Origin of the sequence: Phenylobacterium sp. (assembly GCF_030679875.1) — a bacterium.
GTDB lineage: Bacteria > Pseudomonadota > Alphaproteobacteria > Caulobacterales > Caulobacteraceae > Phenylobacterium.
Window position 1 is genome coordinate 438,272 of record NZ_JAUXSP010000019.1, and the last position, 17,331, is coordinate 455,602.

The 17,331-nt window shown below is 66.7% G+C and carries 12 protein-coding genes and 1 tRNA gene; 6 read left to right on the forward strand and 7 right to left on the reverse strand.

The genetic code is table 11. From position 1 onward, the window contains the following. Positions 1-44 precede the first annotated feature (44 nt). From Q8K84_RS13230 to Q8K84_RS13240, 3 genes are read right to left on the reverse strand one after another with little or no spacing between them, the layout of a single operon-like run. Positions 45-1,295, reverse strand: coding sequence for a PQQ-dependent sugar dehydrogenase (locus Q8K84_RS13230; protein ID WP_305283156.1), 1,251 nt, complete (start codon positions 1,293-1,295; stop codon positions 45-47). Between the two features lie 42 nt (positions 1,296-1,337). Continuing rightward, positions 1,338-3,038 (reverse strand): asparagine synthase (glutamine-hydrolyzing), encoded by a 1,701-nt coding sequence (asnB, locus tag Q8K84_RS13235; protein ID WP_305283157.1) that lies wholly within the window; start codon positions 3,036-3,038, stop codon positions 1,338-1,340. After that, positions 3,038-4,066 carry a glycosyltransferase gene (locus tag Q8K84_RS13240; RefSeq protein WP_305283158.1) on the reverse strand — a complete coding sequence of 343 codons (1,029 nt, stop codon included), beginning with the start codon at positions 4,064-4,066 and terminating at the stop codon, positions 3,038-3,040. The genes asnB and Q8K84_RS13240 overlap by 1 nt, the downstream gene beginning before the upstream one ends. Positions 4,067-4,170: 104 nt before the next feature. Here Q8K84_RS13240 and Q8K84_RS13245 point away from each other — a divergent pair. The 3 genes from Q8K84_RS13245 (at position 4,171) to Q8K84_RS13255 (ending at position 6,900) form a co-directional block, all read left to right on the forward strand. Then, a tRNA-Met gene (locus tag Q8K84_RS13245) sits at positions 4,171-4,247 on the forward strand. A 208-nt stretch (positions 4,248-4,455) separates the two neighbouring features. After that, the gene (locus Q8K84_RS13250; protein WP_305283159.1) at positions 4,456-4,929 is read left to right on the forward strand and encodes a hypothetical protein; all 474 of its coding nucleotides are present in this window, start codon (positions 4,456-4,458) and stop codon (positions 4,927-4,929) included. Positions 4,930-5,082: 153 nt separating this feature from the next. Continuing rightward, the gene (locus Q8K84_RS13255) at positions 5,083-6,900 is read left to right on the forward strand and encodes an NAD(P)/FAD-dependent oxidoreductase (RefSeq protein WP_305283160.1); all 1,818 of its coding nucleotides are present in this window, start codon (positions 5,083-5,085) and stop codon (positions 6,898-6,900) included. A 2-nt stretch (positions 6,901-6,902) separates the two neighbouring features. Here Q8K84_RS13255 and Q8K84_RS13260 read toward each other — a convergent pair whose 3' ends face one another. After that, positions 6,903-7,943, reverse strand: coding sequence for an amidohydrolase (locus tag Q8K84_RS13260; RefSeq protein WP_305283161.1), 1,041 nt, complete (start codon positions 7,941-7,943; stop codon positions 6,903-6,905). Positions 7,944-8,062: 119 nt separating this feature from the next. Between Q8K84_RS13260 and Q8K84_RS13265 the strand changes: the two genes are divergently transcribed. From Q8K84_RS13265 to Q8K84_RS13275, 3 genes are all read left to right on the forward strand, one after another. Next, positions 8,063-9,919: an ATP-binding protein gene (locus Q8K84_RS13265; RefSeq protein WP_305283162.1), complete on the forward strand. Its 1,857-nt coding sequence runs from the start codon at positions 8,063-8,065 to the stop codon at positions 9,917-9,919. Between the two features lie 97 nt (positions 9,920-10,016). After that, positions 10,017-12,119: a catalase gene (locus Q8K84_RS13270; protein ID WP_305283163.1), complete on the forward strand. Its 2,103-nt coding sequence runs from the start codon at positions 10,017-10,019 to the stop codon at positions 12,117-12,119. A gap of 152 nt (positions 12,120-12,271) precedes the next feature. Continuing rightward, on the forward strand, positions 12,272-12,775 hold the full coding sequence (locus Q8K84_RS13275; protein ID WP_305283164.1) for a DUF4168 domain-containing protein: 504 nt from the start codon (positions 12,272-12,274) through the stop codon (positions 12,773-12,775). A gap of 37 nt (positions 12,776-12,812) precedes the next feature. Here Q8K84_RS13275 and Q8K84_RS13280 read toward each other — a convergent pair whose 3' ends face one another. The 3 genes from Q8K84_RS13280 to Q8K84_RS13290 all read right to left on the reverse strand — a co-directional run bounded on the left by Q8K84_RS13280 (position 12,813) and on the right by Q8K84_RS13290 (position 17,304). Next, positions 12,813-13,436, reverse strand: coding sequence for a class I SAM-dependent methyltransferase (locus Q8K84_RS13280; protein ID WP_305283165.1), 624 nt, complete (start codon positions 13,434-13,436; stop codon positions 12,813-12,815). Positions 13,437-13,518: 82 nt separating this feature from the next. Continuing rightward, a complete protein-coding gene (locus tag Q8K84_RS13285) occupies positions 13,519-14,622 on the reverse strand; it encodes a response regulator (protein WP_305283166.1) in 1,104 nt (367 codons plus the stop codon). 159 nt (positions 14,623-14,781) lie between these two features. Further along, positions 14,782-17,304 carry a TonB-dependent receptor gene (locus tag Q8K84_RS13290; protein ID WP_305283167.1) on the reverse strand — a complete coding sequence of 841 codons (2,523 nt, stop codon included), beginning with the start codon at positions 17,302-17,304 and terminating at the stop codon, positions 14,782-14,784. Positions 17,305-17,331: the final 27 nt, after the last annotated feature.

A 17,331-nucleotide genomic window follows, 5' to 3' on the forward strand; every position in this document is an offset into this window, starting at 1 on the left:
CTACGTCCTTCGAGGCCCGCTCGCGCGGGCCTCTCCGTGGGCCCTCAGTCCGCCTTTGGAACCAGCTTCAAAATCTTGCCCTGGGCGCTGTCGGTGGCGAGGTAGATGGCCCCGTCGGGCCCGACCTCGACCTCGCGGATGCGCTCATTGACGTCAGTGGCCAGGCGTTCCTCGCCCGCCACCCGATCACCGTCGAGAGTCAAGCGGACCAGATGCTTGTCGCGGAGGGCGCCGACGAACAGGCTGTCCTTCCAGGCCGGGAACAGGTCGCCCTGATAGAAGACCATCCCAGACGGGCCGATGACGGGATCCCAGTAATAGACCGGCTGCTCCATGCCCGGCTGAGCTGTCTGGCCCTCGCCGATCGCCTTGCCCGAGTACTCCAGCCCATAGGCGATGGTCGGCCAGCCATAGTCCTTGCCGGCCTCGATGATGTTGAGCTCATCGCCGCCTCGGGCTCCATGCTCGATCTCCCACAGCTGGCCGGTGGTGGGATGCAGGGCGGCGGCCTGAATGTTGCGCACGCCGGACGCGAAAATTTCGGGCCGGACCCGGTCGCGACCAACGAACGGGTTGTCCTCAGGGATGGAGCCGTCGCGGTTGATGCGGACCACCTTGCCGAGGGCGGAACTCAGGTCCTGGGATTGGACCCGGCCTTCGATGATGGAGCGCTCGCCCAGGGCGATCAGCAGTCGCCCTTCACGGTCGAACACCAGCCGATTTCCGTAATGCAGGGTCGAGGCCATGGCGGGCGCCTGCCGGAAGATAACCTGGACGCCTTCAATCCGCGCGCCGGCGGGGTTCTCAACCAGCTGGCCGCGAGCCACGGCGGTGGTGTTGGTCCCGTTCCCGCCAGGCTCGGCATAGCTCCAGTAGATCAGATTGTTCTGGGCGAACTCAGGGTCGAGAGCCACGTCCAGCAGTCCGCCCTGGCCGCGGGCGTCCACCTCTGGCAGGCCGCTCACCGGAGCCGAGAGCTGACCTTGCGCGGTGACGATGCGCAGCCGCCCGGGCTTTTCGGTCACCAGCATGCGGCCGTCCGGCAGGAAGGCGATGGCCCAGGGTTTGTCCAGGCCCTCGGCGACAGTGACGACCTCATAGGCGACATTCGCGGTGACTTCCGGCGCGCGAGTCTGGCCGGGGAAGGCGGGGGTCTGTGACGGGGCGTTCGCGGCCCGAGTCTCCCACGGCTGACCAGCCGGCGTGGGGCCGGCCGCAGACTGGGCTGCGCCATCGGTTCCGCCGCAGGCGGCCAGGACCACGGCGAGCGCGGTGGTGAGAAGCAGGTTTCGCATGGACGGATCTCCCTATGGTCGAGCTTTGAAGACGCAGACGCCTCAGTTCGTTCCCACCACCGCCTCCAGGGCCTCCTGGGGCGTGGCGCCGTCCACATGTATGAGCGACCAGACCGCAAGGAAGAGCAGGGGCCAGCGTCGCGAGTCGTTTTCATTTAGGAACACGTGCTGGGCCTCATGCGCGCCGATCGCCACGCCGATGGGGATCACATCGGCGATGCGCTCGGCGATGGCTCGGGCGCGGGGCGCGATCCAGGCCTCCACCGGTACGGTGAACCCCTGTTTGCGGGCCCAGGGGGCGGCGGCCGGACAGACCCCCTCCAGCCACTTGCGCAGCAGCCACTTGCCGTGGCGCCCGCGCACCTTGAACCGGTCTGGCAGGCTGAAGGCGAAGTCGGCGACGACGGGATCCAGGAAGGGCGTTCGGCCTTCCAGGCCGTGGGCCATAAGGCAGCGGTCGAGCTTGGTCAGGAGATCATTGGGCAGCCAGGTGGCGATGTCGGCGTACTGGGCCTGCTGCAGCCGCGTCAGGCCGGCCGGCGGCCGGGCCTGGGCCCGCCAGCGCGCCAACAGCTCAGGATGGACGCCCCTGGGCTCGGCCGGGCGGCCCCCCAGCCATCCTGGGCGCAAGGCGCGTCGATAGCGGCCATAGCCGCCGAACAGCTCATCGCCCCCCTCGCCAGTGAGGACCACGGTCAGGGTCCCCTTGGCCGCCTTGGCCAGCTTGAAGGTGGGCAAGATGGCGTAGTCGGCGGTGGGGTCGTCCAGGGCGGCCGCCACCTGGGGCAACAGGGTCCAGAAGTCCTCCTCCGTGAAGGTGGTCTCCCGCCAGTCCAGGTTCAGCGCCCGGGCGACCCGCTCGGCCTGGGTCCGCTCGTCCCGGGCGCCAGGCGCGTCAAAGCCGCAGGTGAAGGCGGTGACCGGCCGGCTGTTGAGCCGGGCCATCAGTGTGGCGATCGCGGCGGAGTCGATCCCGCCGGACAGGAACAGCCCATAGGGCACGTCGGCGCGCTGATGGACCCGCACGCTGTCTTCCAGCACCCCGTCGAGCTGCTTCAGCAGGGCGGCTTCGCTAGCGCCACGGCGGCGCGGGGGCGGCGAGGGCAGGGCGGGGCGGACCGCGTAGGGAACAAGTCGACCGTCCACCACCTCGATGATGGCGCCGGGCGCCACGCGGCGAGCGCCATAAAGGGCGGTCTCTTCGCCTAGGGTGTAGCTGAAGGCCAGCATCTCCCGGGCGCCATTGGTGGTGATGGCGGGCGGCGCGAGGCCCGCCTTGACGAAGGCCCCGGCCTCCGAGGCGAAGGCCAGCCCGGTCTCCAGCTCCATCACATAGAGGGGTTTGATGCCGAAGGGGTCGCGGACCAGCCAGGTGCGGCCGTCAGGCCCGATCAGGCAGAAGGCGTACATGCCCCGCAGGCGCTGAAAGGCGGCCGGGCCCTCCTGGGCGTAGAGGTGCAACAGGGGTTCAAAGTCCGAGCCGGTCGACAGCGCGTCTTCCAGGCCGAACTCCTGGGCCAGCTCCAGATAGTTGTAGATCTCGCCATTGCCGATCACGACGCCGCCGGCCGCATGCAGTGGCTGCCAGCCGCCCTCCAGGTCGATGATCGACAGTCGCGCATGGGCCAGCGAGCGTCCCGGCGTCTCCTCCACGCGGATTCCGTCGGGACCCCGGTGGGTCATGGCCTCGATCAGCGGGCGGGCGGACATCTCGCCGTCCAGGATCCCGGCGATGCCGCACATCAGCCAGCCCCGTAGCGGGCGAAGAGGTCACGCCACTGGGCGACCACCGCACCTTGCGAGAAATCGGCCTCCACGCGATCAAGCCCGTTCTGCGCCAGGCGGATGCGCAGCATGGGGTCGTCCAGCAGCCGGCGGACGGCCGTAGCCAAGGCCTCGGGGTCGTCGATGGGGACCAGCAGGCCATCCTCGCCCTCGCGGATCAGGGCGCCAGGACCCTGACTGGCGGCCGCAGCCACCGGCAGCCCGTGCGCCCAGGCCTGGATCACCACATTGCCCAGAGGTTCGAACCGCGAGGGAAAGACGCAGACATCGGCCGCCCGGTAGAGCGCTGAGGGGTCGTTGCGCCAGCCGAGGAACCGCACCCGGGACGACACCCCCAGGGCCACGGCGAGCGCCTTCAACCGCGCCTCTTCCGGGCCCGTGCCGGCGATCCACAGATAGGCGTCGGGCAGGCGGGTGAGCGCGTTCAGCGTGACGTCATGGGCCTTGGCCTCGTGCAGCCGGCCCATGGCCAGCAGCAGGGGGGCGTCAGCCGGGGTGTCGAGGATGGCCCGGTCAGCGGGCGCGGCCTCGGCCGGCGCCTGGGCGAAGTTGGGGATATAGGCGACCTGGCCCGCCGGCCAGCCCTGGCCCACCACCCACTCGGCGATGTCCTCGGTATTGGCCACCAGGAAGTCGAAGCCGGCATAGTATTTCAGATTGTAGTAGCCCCCCAGACGACCGATCCGCGCCCAAGGTCCCTTGGGCGTGTGCCTTGCCGCACGGTTCATCCAGGCCATGGCCACCGTGACGCTCTGCGTGCGCGCAAAGCCCGCCACTCTGCGCCGGGTCATCAGGTCCAGCGGACCGCCAAAACCGAACCGCTCCACCGCCACGCCGGCCGCGCTCAGCGCCTGCTCCCGAACGGGGTGGGGACGCAGGGCCGCGGCCTGCGCGACCCCGTCGCCAGCCAGCGCGAGGACCAGGTCGACGAAATAGGTCTCCGCCCCGCCTTCGCCGGCCGTTCCCAGAAGATGAAGCACGCTCATGCGGGCGCGAACCTAGCCTCGCTTTGAGCTGCGCCCAAGCCGCTTGATGCGTCGATCCGAAATCCCTATAACCCGCGCCTCGCGCGTCAGCGGCGCGAACCCATGGCTGGGTAGCTCAGCTGGTTAGAGCGGTGGATTCATAACCCACAGGTCGGCGGTTCGAGCCCGCCCCCAGCTACCATGGCTTCCCGGCCGCGACAGGGGCCTTCCAGAGCGCGGACTTTGTGAAGATCTAAGGCGGGTGGTGGTCAGCTGGTGCTCGCAAGGCGCCTAGGGCAGGCTCTAGCGATCTCCGAGCCACCACGGCTTCCCCTGGCAAGCACAGAGCCCCCTTGCAATTCCCGGCGTCAGAAGGCCCCTTGCGGCCTCGTTCGCGACGGAGGCCTGCGATGGCGAGGAATGTGTATGACGCGCCGGTCAAGAAGGGGCGCGGCTTCGCCATGCTGGCCGTCGTCGGCGTGGCTGCTGTGGTGCTGATTGGCGGCGTTCTCGCGGCCTTGGGCCAGCAGCGCACCGCTGCGGCCGAACGCTGGACGCCACAGGGACCGGAATGTCCGGTCTGGGAGGGCGCCCTGCCGGTTTCCAAGAGCCGTCCCGACCTGTTGAGCTTCGACTATGCGGGGGTGACGCTCGGCCGGTGGTTTGGTCACGCCAACTGCGTGGAGCTGTACAAGACCGCCCTGCCCGGCGGCGGGGTCTATCAGGCCTGCCACTTCACCGGCCCGGACTTCGTGCGGGTCAAGGTGGGCGAACAGGAGACCACCTATCGCCCTGGCGTAGGCAAGCCGACCATCGTCACCATTCGCGATGGCGTAGCCACCTGCGCCACCGATCCCAGGGCGGCGGCGCCGGCCAAGCCTTAAGGGCCCCACGCCGGCGGGACCTTCCCGCAAGAGGCTTGGCTCCGGCCCTGCGCAAACTCTATATTCGAAGCCATAAGGGGCGGGCGTCGCGGTCAGCGACGTCCGCCCAACGGCTATATTGCTGATGCATAAGAATATTCCGGGGATGCGACCATGGGCTCTGAAACATCGACGGGTTCGGCCGGTCGGGCAGTCGACAAGCAGGCCCTGCTCGCCAAGTACGTCGCCGAGCGGGACAAGCGCCTGCGGGCCGACGGCAACGATCAGTACATCCGGCTGAGCGGCCGCTTCGCCGACTATCTCGATGATCCCTACACCCCGCGGGTGGAGCGCGAGCCCAAGACCGATCACGTCACCTTCGCCTTCATCGGCGGCGGGTTTGCGGGCCTGGTGACCGGCGCGCGGCTGGTGGAGGCCGGCGTCACCGACGTGCGGATTATCGAGAAGGGCGGCGACTTCGGCGGCACCTGGTACTGGAACCGCTATCCCGGCGCCCAGTGCGATACGGCCTCGATGATCTACATGCCGCTGCTCGAAGAAACCGGGCACATGCCGAGCGAGAAGTACGCTCATGCGCCCGAAATCCTTGAGCAGTGCCAGCGGATCGGCCGCCAGTATGGCCTCTATGACAATGCGCTGTTCCATACCGAGGTCGAGGACCTGTCCTGGGACGAGGGCGAAAGCCGCTGGCTGATCCGCACCAACCGCGGCGACGCCTTCACCGCCAGCTTCATTGGTCTCGGCACCGGCCCGCTGCATGTGCCCAAGCTGCCGGGCATTCCGGGCATCGAGGATTTCAAAGGCCATTCCTTCCACACCAGCCGGTGGGACTATGACTATACCGGCGGCGATCCCCGCGGCGGGCTGATGGACAAGCTGGCCGACAAGCGGGTGGCGATCATCGGCACCGGCGCCACCTCGGTACAGGTCGTGCCGCACCTCGCCCGGGCCTGCCAGAGCCTCTATGTGGTGCAGCGGACCCCGTCTTCGGTGGATGTTCGGGCCAATGCGCCGATTGATCCCGACTGGTTCAAGACCGTGGCCGAACCCGGCTGGCAGCAGCGCTGGCTGGAGAACTTCACCGCCAACCAGGGCGGGAGCCTGGCCGAAGTGGACCTGGTGATGGACGGCTGGACCGACCTGTCCCGCCGGATCCGCAGCAGGATCAATGAACTGCCGCCGGAAGAGCGGACCCCGTTCAAGATGCTGGCGGCCTTCGAAGACTCTGATTTCGAGAAGATGGAGGAGATCCGCGGTCGGGTGGATGCCATCGTGTCGGACACCGAGACCGCCCAGAAGCTCAAGGCCTGGTACCGCCAGCTCTGCAAGCGCCCCTGCTTCCACGACGCCTATCTGCAGGCCTTCAACACCCCCGGCACGGAGTTGATCGACACTGACGGCAAGGGCGTGGAGGCGATCACGGCCAAGGGCTTCGTGGTCGGCGGCGTCGAGTATGAGGTCGACTGCATCATCTACGCCTCGGGCTTTGAGGTGGGTACGCCCTTCGAGCAGCGGGCGGGGTTCGACCTCACCGGCCGTGGCGGGCTGAAACTGTCGGACGCCTGGGGCGAGGGGATGAAGAGCCTGCACGGAATCCATGTGCATGACTTCCCCAACGCCTTCTTCGTCCAGCCGACCCAGGGCGCCAACCTGATCTCCAACATCCCGCACAATCTGACGGAGTCAGGCCGCACCATCGCCATGACCGTCCGCCACGCCCTCGACCGGGGCGCCAAGGAGGTGGAGGTGACGGCGCAGGCGCAGGAGGCCTGGGTCAGTCTGCTGCTGACGGGCATGGGTCGGATGCTGGGCGCGCCCGACTGCACGCCGGGCTACTACAACAATGAGGGCCAGGACCCGGGCCCCGCGGCGCAGCTCAATGTCGGCTATCCCCAGGGCGCCAGCGCCTACTTCAAGTACATCGATGGCTGGCGCCGCTCTGGCGCCTTCGAGGGTCTGGCCTTCCGCTGAGTTCAGAGCTCGAGCCGATAGGTCCGCTTGGCGGTGTCGTGGAACAGGGCCGCCTTCTCGTCGTCTGAGGCCCCGGCCGCCAGCCGCTTGAAGGCGTTCCAGAGCGTGGCGTAGTCGCAGGTCCCCGCATCGACGGGGAAGTTGCTCTCGAACATGCAGCGCGTCGCGCCAAAGGCCTCCACGGCGGTCTCCACATAGGGCCGCCACTCCTGGGCCAGCACCTCCGACGTCGCTGGGGGATCAGCCAGGAAGCTGTCAAAGCCTGCGAATGGCATGGCCAGCCCGCCGATCTTGCAGACCACATTGGGACGCTCGGCCAGGGCCAGGATGCTGTCGCGCCAAGGTCCGAACCGCGCCTGACGCTGGCCCCGATGGGCGCCGATCCCAAGCGGCGTACCCAGATGGTCAAGGATGATCGTCGTCTCAGGGAAGGCGCTCGCCAGATCGATCAGGTCGGGCAGCTGAGGCTCCAGCAGCCAGGCGTCGAAGGACAGGCCGTGGCCGGCGAGGTGGCCAAAGCCCGCGCGGAAGGCGTCGCTGCGGTAGAGGCCCGGCGGCGTGCGGGCCAGGGGGCCCAAAACCGCGGGGTCGGCATCGTGGGAGGCGCTCTGTCTCACACCACGGAACCGTCCGCCGCCGGCGGCCAGATGCGCCTCCAGCACCGGGGCGGCCGCGTCCCCCAGGGTCAGGTCCGCGTGGCCCACAATGCCGGCGCAGGCCCTGGCCTCCCCATAGAGGCCACTGGCGCTCATGGCGGCGACCCCATTGACGAATTCGGTCTCGCCGACGGGGGCGAACGCCGCCGGGACGCCAGCCCGGTACATGGCTCCGCATTCGATGAAGACGGTGCCCCGCACATTGTGGCCCGCCCCCAAGTCGGCGAGCAGTTGGTCAAGCAGATAGAGGGGTGAGCGGCGGAGCAGGGCCTCAAACCCGTGGCGGGGCGGCGGCGCGTCCGGCCCGAACCGCCCGCGCATGTCCCAAAGATGGTGATGCGGATCAAGGATCGGCAGGTCGGGCTCGAGAATGGCTTCTTGGGTCATCGCGGTCTCCTGCCTGCAGCATAGGCTCAGAGCCCAATTTGTCGCGGCTGTCGGAAATCAAATCGTAGGTATTCGGATGCCACTGTTCGGCTAGCTGAGCAGAACGCCGAGGCCAGGACTTGCCGAATCTGACGACCCCCAATCCCGACGACATCAAGGTCGAACCGGCGGTGCTGGCTGAGTCGCAGACGCCAATCCTGCGCATGTGCGCGGCCTTTGCGGCGATCTACTATCTGGTCATCACGCTCTCTCACCCGTTTTTCGAAGTCGGCCCGCCCCTCTGGGTTTTGACTGGCCTCTCGGCGACCACCACCGTCAGCGCATTTTTCGTTTGGCGGCGTCTTCGCGATCCCATGAGCCTGCCCCGCTTGGAAGCGGCGGCCGTCCTGCTCTACGGGCTCTTCCTCACCAACGTCACGGTTCAGCTCAGCTTCCACTTCGAGCCTCTCAAGCTGATCTACTATGTCCTCCTGGCCCTGGCCTTCGCCACTTCGGCGCCCACGCGACGGGTGGGCTACAGCGCTGCGCTGGTGTCCCTGGCCGGACTCGTGCTGATGGCCCGGGGCGGGCCGGGCAATCTGATCGACGAGTACGTCTATGTGGGGTTCGCCAGTCTGTTCGCCGCCATCGGCATCTCGTCACTTATGCGCGAGGCGGTGATGCGGGAAATTCGCGCCCGGCTCGCCACAGACAGGCTGAACCGCGCCCTGCGGCACGAGCTGGCCCGCAACCAGGACCTGGCCCGAGAAGCTCAGGGACTGGCGGTCGCCGCCCGGGCCGCCGATCGCGCCAAGAGCGAGTTTCTCACCACCATGAGCCATGAAATCCGCACGCCTCTGAACGGCGTGCTCGGCATGGTGCAGGTGATGGAGCGTGACGATCTGGCGCCCACCCAGCGCGAGCGCCTCGCCACGGTTCGCGGCTCTGCGGTTGATCTCCTGGATATCCTCAACGCCATTCTCGACGTTTCCCGCATTGAGGCCGGCGAGATGTCGCTGCATGTGGCGCCCTTCGACCTGGACCGGTTCGCTGACACCCTTCGGAAGCTCTATGGTCAGCTGGCTGCTGACCGCGGCCTGGGCTTCCGGCTCGACGTCTCGTCGGCAGCCTCCGGTCAGCGTGTGGGCGACGAGGTCCGCGTGCGGCAAATTCTCAGCAACCTCATTTCCAACGCCCTGAAATTCACCGAGGCGGGCTCGGTGGTCGTGAGAATCGGGGGCGATGACCAGCGACTGATCTGCGAGGTGCAGGACACGGGCATGGGCATTCCGCACGAGCACCAGGCGCGGATTTTCGAGAAGTTCGTCCAGGCGGATTCCTCCAACACCCGGCGCAGCGGCGGCACCGGTCTGGGCTTGGCCATCTGCCGCGAGCTGGCCGAGCTGATGGGCGGAAAGATCACCTTCGCCAGTCAGCCGGGACTGGGCAGCCGGTTCACCCTGGAACTGCCCTTGTGCGCCGTCGAGAGCCGCGCCGAAGCGCCTCTCGACAAGCCGCAGGTCAAGACCCAGCCTGGCCTGGCACCGAAGCCGGCTCTGAACGGACTCGTCGGCAGGCGGATTCTCATCGCCGATGACAACCTGGCCAACCGCGCCGTCCTTCAGACGCTGCTGGAAGGGGAGGGGGCCGAATGCGGCCTGGCTGCCGATGGTCTGGAAGCTCTGGACGCGTGGGAGAGCGGCCGGTGGCATGTCATCCTGATGGACATCCACATGCCCAGGCTCGATGGCTTGGCCGCCGCCCGTCAAATTCGAGCGCTGGAACGCTCAGCTGGCCGCCACCGCACGCCGGTCATCGCCGTCACCGCCAGCGTCATGGCTGAGGAAATTCGTCGCTATACCGGGGCCGGCATTGACCTCGTTGCGGCCAAGCCGATCCAGTTTGAAACCCTTCTCAGTCAAATCGAACAGGTGGTCGCCGCTAATTCGACTGCCTTGCCGAGCCTGGCTGAAGCGCCCGAGGTCCGGGCGATCTGAAGCCTCTGGCCACAGGAGGGGCGCGGGCTGTCCCTCCAGGTTGAACCCTTCTGCAGTCTCGCGCGCTTCTGCGTCGGCTCCAGAGGAGGAACACGCCATGGCTGACGACATCTACGGAAAACGCAATCCTGGCGCGGGCGGGGAAACCCATCAGACCGCCTCCGGCGACACCCCGGTCCTGACCACCCAGCAGGGCGTTCCGGTCGCCGACGATCAGAACAGCCTGAAGGTCGGCGCGCGGGGCCCAGCCCTGCTGGACGACTTCCACCTGCGCGAAAAGCTATTCCATTTCGACCATGAGCGGATCCCTGAGCGGGTGGTCCACGCCCGGGGCTTCGGCGTACACGGCTATTTCGAGGCGACCGAATCCCTGGCCGACTTGACCCGCGCCGACCCCTTCCAGAAGGCGGGTCAACGCACGCCTGTCTTTGCAAGGTTCTCCACCGTCGCTGGCGCCAAGGGCTCTCCAGACCTGCCCCGGGACGTCCGCGGCTTCGCGGTGAAGTTCTATACCCAGGAGGGCAACTGGGACCTGGTGGGCAACAACATCCCAGTCTTTTTCATCCAGGACGCCATCAAGTTCCCAGACCTGGTCCATGCGGCCAAGCCGGCCCCCGACCGCGGTTTCCCGCAGGCCCAGACGGCCCATGACAACTTCTGGGACTTCATCACCCTGACCCCAGAATCCATGCACATGATCATGTGGGCCATGTCCGACCGGGCCATTCCTCGGTCCCCGCGGTTCATGGAGGGGTTCGGGGTCCACACCTTCCGGTTCATCAACGCCGAGGGGAGGTCGAGCTTTGTGAAGTTCCACTGGAAGCCGAAGCTTGGCCTCCAGTCGGTGCTGTGGAACGAGGCGCTCAAGATCAACGGCGCCGATCCGGACTTCCACCGCCGCGACCTGTGGGACGCGGTCGACAGCGGTCAGCCGCCGGAATGGGAGCTGGGGGTCCAGGTCTTCGACGAGGCCTTCGCCGACGAATTCGAGTTCGACATCCTCGACCCCACCAAGATCATCCCCGAGGAGCGGGTTCCTGTCCGGATCATCGGCCGGATGGTGCTCGACAACAACGTCCAGAACTTCTTCGCCGAGACCGAACAGGTGGCCTTCTGCACTCAGAACGTGGTGCCAGGCATCGGCTTCACCAACGACCCCCTGCTGCAGGGGCGGAATTTCTCCTACCTCGACACGCAGCTGAAGCGACTGGGGGGACCCAACTTCACCCACATTCCGGTCAATGCGCCGCGCTGCCCCGTCCACAATTTCCAGCAGGACGGCCACATGGCCATGCGCAATCCGGTCGGTCGGGCCAATTACGAGCCCAACAGCTGGGGCGATCAGGGCGGTCCGCGTGAAAGCCCGGAGCGGGGCTACCCCCACTTCGCGGCCGCCGAATCCGGCGAGACTCGCCAGATCCGCGCCGAGACCTTCGCCGACCACTACAGCCAGGCCCGGCAGTTCTTCGTCAGCCAGACGCCGATCGAGCAGAAGCACATGGGCGACGCCCTGGTCTTCGAACTCAGCAAGTGCGACCGGCTCGACATCCGCGAGCGCATGGTGGGCCATCTGCGCAATATCGACGAGGGCCTCGCCAAGACCGTCGCCACGGGCTTGGGGCTTGCGAAGATGCCGGCCGCCCTGAAGCCCGCGCGCGCCGTGATCGATAACCTGCCGCCATCGGATGCGCTCAGCATGCTCAAGCGGCCCCTGGCCAGGTTCGAGGGCCGCAAGTTCGGGCTCCTGATGACCGACGGCGCCGATGCGGCGCTGTTCAAGGCTGTGACTGAGGCCATCAAGGCGGAGGGCGCGATCTTCGAGGTGATCGCACCACACATCGGCGGCGTGAAGCTCAGCGACGGGGTGCTGCTCGCGGCCGACCAGAAGATCGATGGGGGTCCGTCGGTCCTCTACGACGCCGTCGCCGTCCTGGTGTCGGAAGAGGGCGCAGCCATGCTCTCCAAGGACAAGACCGCCAAGGACTTCGTCAACGACGCCTTCGCCCACTGTAAGTTCATCGCCCACACCGAGGCCGCGGCTGTTCTGTTCGAGAAGGCTGGCGTCGCCGAGGATATGGACGAGGGCTTCATCGCCCTGTCGGGTGCAAAGGACGCCAAGACCTTTGTCGAAGCCTGTCGCAATATCCGCCTCTGGGCGCGGGAGCTGAAGGTCGATCTGGACGCTGCGGCCCTCAGCTAGCTCGCGGGATGCGCCGTCGCCGGCATGGGCGGCGGCGCATCCTTTAGGCCTCCAGCCTTCACGGGGGCGTGATAAAAAGGCGCCGTTCAGGAAACTTTCGCTGCAGGTCACGGGTTTGTGAGGGGAGTAGACAGAAACAGGAGACCCCTGACATGACCCTCAAGACCACGTTTTTCGCCGCTGCGGCCACGGTCGCGCTGATGGCCGCTCCGGCCGCCCTGGCTCAGGATATGGACGCTCCGGTCACCAGCCCGCCGGCCGTCGGCGCACCGGTGGAGGCTGCGACCTTCACGGATGCTCAGGTGGACGGCTTCGCCGACGCCATGACCGACATCCAGGCTCTCAATGACCAGTACGGCCCCCGTGTGGCCGGCGAGGCCGACACCACCGCTCGGGCGGCTCTGCAACAGCAGATGACCACCGAAATGACGGCGGCGGTCGAAGCGGCCGGGCTGACGGCTGAGGAATACAATCAGATCGCCGCAGCCGCCCAGGGAGACGCTGAACTTCGCGCCCGTATCGGCCAGTCCATGCAGGCCGACGCTGGGGCCAGCGCCGATGCTGCGGCCCAGGCCGAAGCCGCCCCGGAGGCGGAGGGCGATGTGGGCGCCGAGGCTGAAGTTGACGCTCAGGCCGACCCCGTCTCCGACATGTAGATCAGGGCTCTCCAGTCCGTCACGGGCGGGGCGCGGTTCAGCCAGGCTGAGCCGCGCCCCACTCGTTCCAGCCCGCGATTTTGGGCGTTTTGGGCAGATAGGCCTTCTCTAAAGAGCCTAGGCGAAAGCCTGCCGCAATCAGCGTCTGCGCTACCGGCCTGTTGAGATGGCACCCCCCCGCCAGCCGGCTCCAGAGCGGGTCCAGCCGACGCTGCCAACGGGCGACCTCCGGTTCTGGCGACAGACCATGTTCGCAAAACAGGAAGCGTCCAGTGGGCTTGAGCACGCGCCGAGCTTCAGCCAGCGCCTTCCCGGGGTCCCCGACGGAACAGAGGGTGAAGGTGCAGACGACACTGTCGAAGCTTTGGTCTGGGAAGGGCAGGTTCTCAGCCTCGCCGGCCTCCACCGAGACCTTCAGCGCGGCGTCGCGTGGCGCCTCAAGCGCTCGCGCCCGGAGTTCGGGCGACGGATCGATGCCGGTGACGCTCTCGACCTTGGTCGGATCATAGAAGGCTAGGTTCAGGCCGCCGCCGACGCCCAGTTCCAGCACCCGTCCCTCTGCCTGCGGCACAACCCGGGCTCGCTGTCGCATGATGGCCGGCGACCCACAGGCGCAGGTCAGCAGACTTGGCAGGATTCGACGTTCATAGAAGTTGGCCATGGGTCCCCCGGAAGCTCAGGCCATCATTCCCTGTCCGGCCAATTGAGGCCAGAGCCAGCGTGGTCTCTCTTCGGTCGGAGGATCAGGCGGCGCGGGCGTCGCCGGTGCTCAGAGCCTGTTGCAGGGCGCGCAGGAGATTTTCCGGCTTCATCGGCTTTTCAACGACCCCGATCATGCCCGCGGCGATATAGCCGGCGGCGTCCTCAGGATCGGCATTGGCCGTCAGGGCGATGATTGGCGTCTGACCGGCCGGGCCCACCAGGGCGCGAATGGCCCGGGTGGCCGCGACGCCGTCCATCCGCGGCATCTTGATGTCCATCAGGATCAGATCGAAGCGACCTGAACGCGCCAGTTCTACGGCCTCGAGGCCGTCGACGGCGGTCTCGGCGGTGCAGTCAAACATCTCACAGAGGGTCTCGGCCACCATACGGTTGGTGGCGTTGTCATCGACAATCAGGACGTGGGCGGCCCGGTCGGAGGCGGACTCGGAGGGCTCAGCCTCAAGGGTCGGCGCACAGGGCGCCGTCAGGGTGAAGACGGCGGTCTCGCCGCCGCCGGCGTTGAATTCGGTTCGACCCTCGCCGTCCAGGGCCTGAAGGATGCGCTGACCCAGAGCCGCGCCGAGGGCGGTCTCAAGGCCGAAACGCGCGGTGATCTCTTCGATGCTTCCAGAGAAGCTGCCGTCGATCACATCGCCCGCGCCGCGCACGCGCCCCACCAGACTGAGCGTTCCTGCGGAGGACGAGGTGACTTCGAGAGTGGCCTCCACCGCACCGCGCCGCACGCCGGAAATGGCCTGTCCGATGAAGCCGTCGAAAATCTGGTGAAGGCGGTGAGCGTCGACCACGGCGGCGGCCCCCGGGTCGCCTTCGTAGGCCACGAGCAGAGTGACGCCGCTTTCCCGGGCCCGGTGGAGCCAGCGTTCCTGCACCCCGTCCATGAGTTCGCGCAACTGATGAGGGGCGGGGCAGAGGCTAAGGCGTTCAGCGGCAGCGGTCTTCAGGTCATGGGCGGTGGCCAGGAGGCGGTACACCGAGCTTGCGGCCTCATCGATACCCTCGACACAGGCCGCGGCGTCGGCAGAGAGATGCTGTCGACCGAGGCGGTCGGTCAGCGCCCGCATGCCCTCGACCTGGATGCGGATTTCTTCTGTGACTTGGTCGAAGAAGAACTCAGACGGGGACATGGGTTTGGGCGCCATTGCAATCTTCCACCCAGGATGGCGGAAACCCTTTGCAGAGACGTTAAGCCTGACGGCGCTCTTTGATCGCGGGCGTCAAAAAGAAGAACGGGCGGCAGGTCTCCCCGCCGCCCGTCCCGGTTGCGCCTAAAAATGCGGCCGGTCTTAGAACCGGTACTGAAGCTCGAGGCCGAAGGTCCGCGGCTGGATCAGACCGCGGGTGATCGCCGTGCCGGTCTGCTGCAGATAGGGCTGGCCGCCCACCACGAGGCCCGGATTGGGGGCGCCGTAGACGGCGGAGGGATTGGTGGTGCCGGTCGAGGTAAAGCCCTCTTCTTCGAAGGCGTTCTTCACATAGCCGATGACCGCATAGCGGTTGCCGAGCTCGCGCCAGATCAGGCGGAAGTCGGCGACCGAATAGGCGGGCACGGCGAAGGCGGGGTTATCGAACGGCTGGTAGGTGGTCTCGTCGGTCCAGAAAGCCGTCGCCGAGGCGATCAGCGAGCCGGCCGCAAAGTCCCACGTATAGTTGCCGTTGAGCGCCACCTTGTGCTCGGGGGACTGGAACAGCCGCGAGCCCTTCAGGTCCTGGAAGACCAGCAGGACGTTGTTCTGCACCGCCGTGCCGCCCGCAGGCCGGGCGCTGGCCAATTGGGCGCTGGGATCAGCCGGATCATAGAAGCAGCAGCCCTCAGTGATCTCGGTGTTCAGATAGCCGTAGCTGACCGACACCTGCAGGTTGCGGCTGGGCTGCCAGATGGTTTCCAGCTCCAGGCCATAGGCCCTGGCGTCGACATTAATGAAGTTGTTGGCCGAGGCGGTGCCCGCGGCGTTCAGCTGCTGAAGGTTCAGCTGCAGATCCGAATAGTCGTTGTAATAGAGCGAGCCATTGACGATCAGCTGCCGGGCGATCGTCTTCTTCATGCCCAGCTCGTAGGCGTTGACGAACTCGGCCTCGCCTTCCGGGTTGGGGGCCAGGGTGCCGAGCAGGAAGCCGCCGGACTTATAGCCGCGGCTGTACTTGGCGTAGAACAGGCTGTCGTCATCCGGGGTCCAGTCCAGATTGACCACGCCGGTGACGGCGTCCCAGGACTTGGACAGGGTGCGGAAGTTCTGGACGCCCGGCGTCCCCGGCTGCAGGTCGGTGGAGACGTCGAAGGCGAAGGCGCCGCCGAGCTGGGGGCCAAACGGGCCGGCCGGGGAGAACAGCACCAGGCGCTGGCTTTCGAACCCGTCCTTTTCATCCTTGCTGTAGCGGAGGCCCGCGGTCAGGGCGAAGGCGTCGCTGAGCTGGTAAGAGAACTGGCCAAAGGCGGCGAGGGCCTTGGAGTTCAGCTCGGCATAACCGTCGACAAAGTTGCGGCTCGGATTGGCTGGCGCCGGGGCGCAGAAATTCGGCGGGCCGATGAAGTAGCAGGGAGCCGCCATCTGCGCCTGCTGGGGATTTCCCAGCTGGATGCGCTGGCTGTAGTCCTCCTCGTACTGATAGACCCCCAGAATCCAGCTCAGCGGGCCATCCGAATTGGAGGTCAGGTTCAGCTCGTTTGAATAGTACTTCTTCGTTTCGTAGAAATCGGTGGTGTAGTCGACATAGATGCCCGGGACGCCGGCCACGGTGATCGGCGCGGTGCGGCTGGTGTTGTCGTAGTCGCCACCGGTTTGATAGTCGTACTGCTGGAAGCCGCCGATATACTTCAGGTCGGCGAAGCCTAGGTCCCAGGTAACCTGACCGGTCAGGACATGGTTGCCGCGCAGGGCGCCGTAGCCATCGCGGTTGGTGTTCTGGACATAGGGGTCACGCACGCCCGGATTGGCCACCGTCTCGCCGAACTGGAGGTTGGTCACCAGGCCGCCGATGGGCTGGAAGGCGCGGGTGGTGTCATAGGGGCTGATCAGGTTGGCCAGCCGGTCGCCGACACCCAGGCTGTCGTCCCAGTTCGATCGGTTGTAGCGGACCCAGACCTCCACATCCTCGCCGAGCTCGGCCTCCATCTGGGCTTCGAAATAGGTCCGCTTGATCGACGCGCCCTCATTGGCGCTGCCGATGTTCTCGATGAAGCCCTTGCGCTGCCATTCCTGGTTGCCGCCCACCTTGAAGCGGAGATTCTCGGCCACCGGCAGGGACACGACGCCTTCGATGCGGGTGTAGTCATAGTTGGCGACCGCGGCGCGGATTTCGCCTGAGAATTCATAGTCCGGACGCTTGGACACCTGGTTGATCGCGCCGCCCATGGCGTTACGGCCATAGAGCGTGCCCTGGGGGCCGCGGAGAATCTCGGTGCGCTCAATGAACAGCGGCGTCTTGAACAGCTCCGATGAGCTGGCCGAATAGAAGCCGTCCGAATAGGCGGCCACGCCCGGATCATTGCCGATGTAGAAGGTGTTGCGCCCCGAACCGCGCAGGGACACCCGGTCGGCGCCTGAATAGTTCATGCCCGGCGTGAAGTTCACGAAGTCCTGGATGTTCGTGATGCCCTGGGTGTCGCGCTGCTCCGAGGTGAAGGCGGACACAGCGACCGGGACGTCCTGCAGAGCCTGCTCGCGCTTTTCAGCGGTGATGACCAGTTCCTGGATGGTGAAGGGCTCATTGGCGGTCTGGGCGGTGGCCGCGCTGGCGCCGGCGAGAACGGCGGCCGAAGCGCTGGCCGCCAGCAGGCGGCGCAGACCAGTGTGCGTGAACGACGACATGTGTCCTCCCAAGCGGCTTTGAGCGCC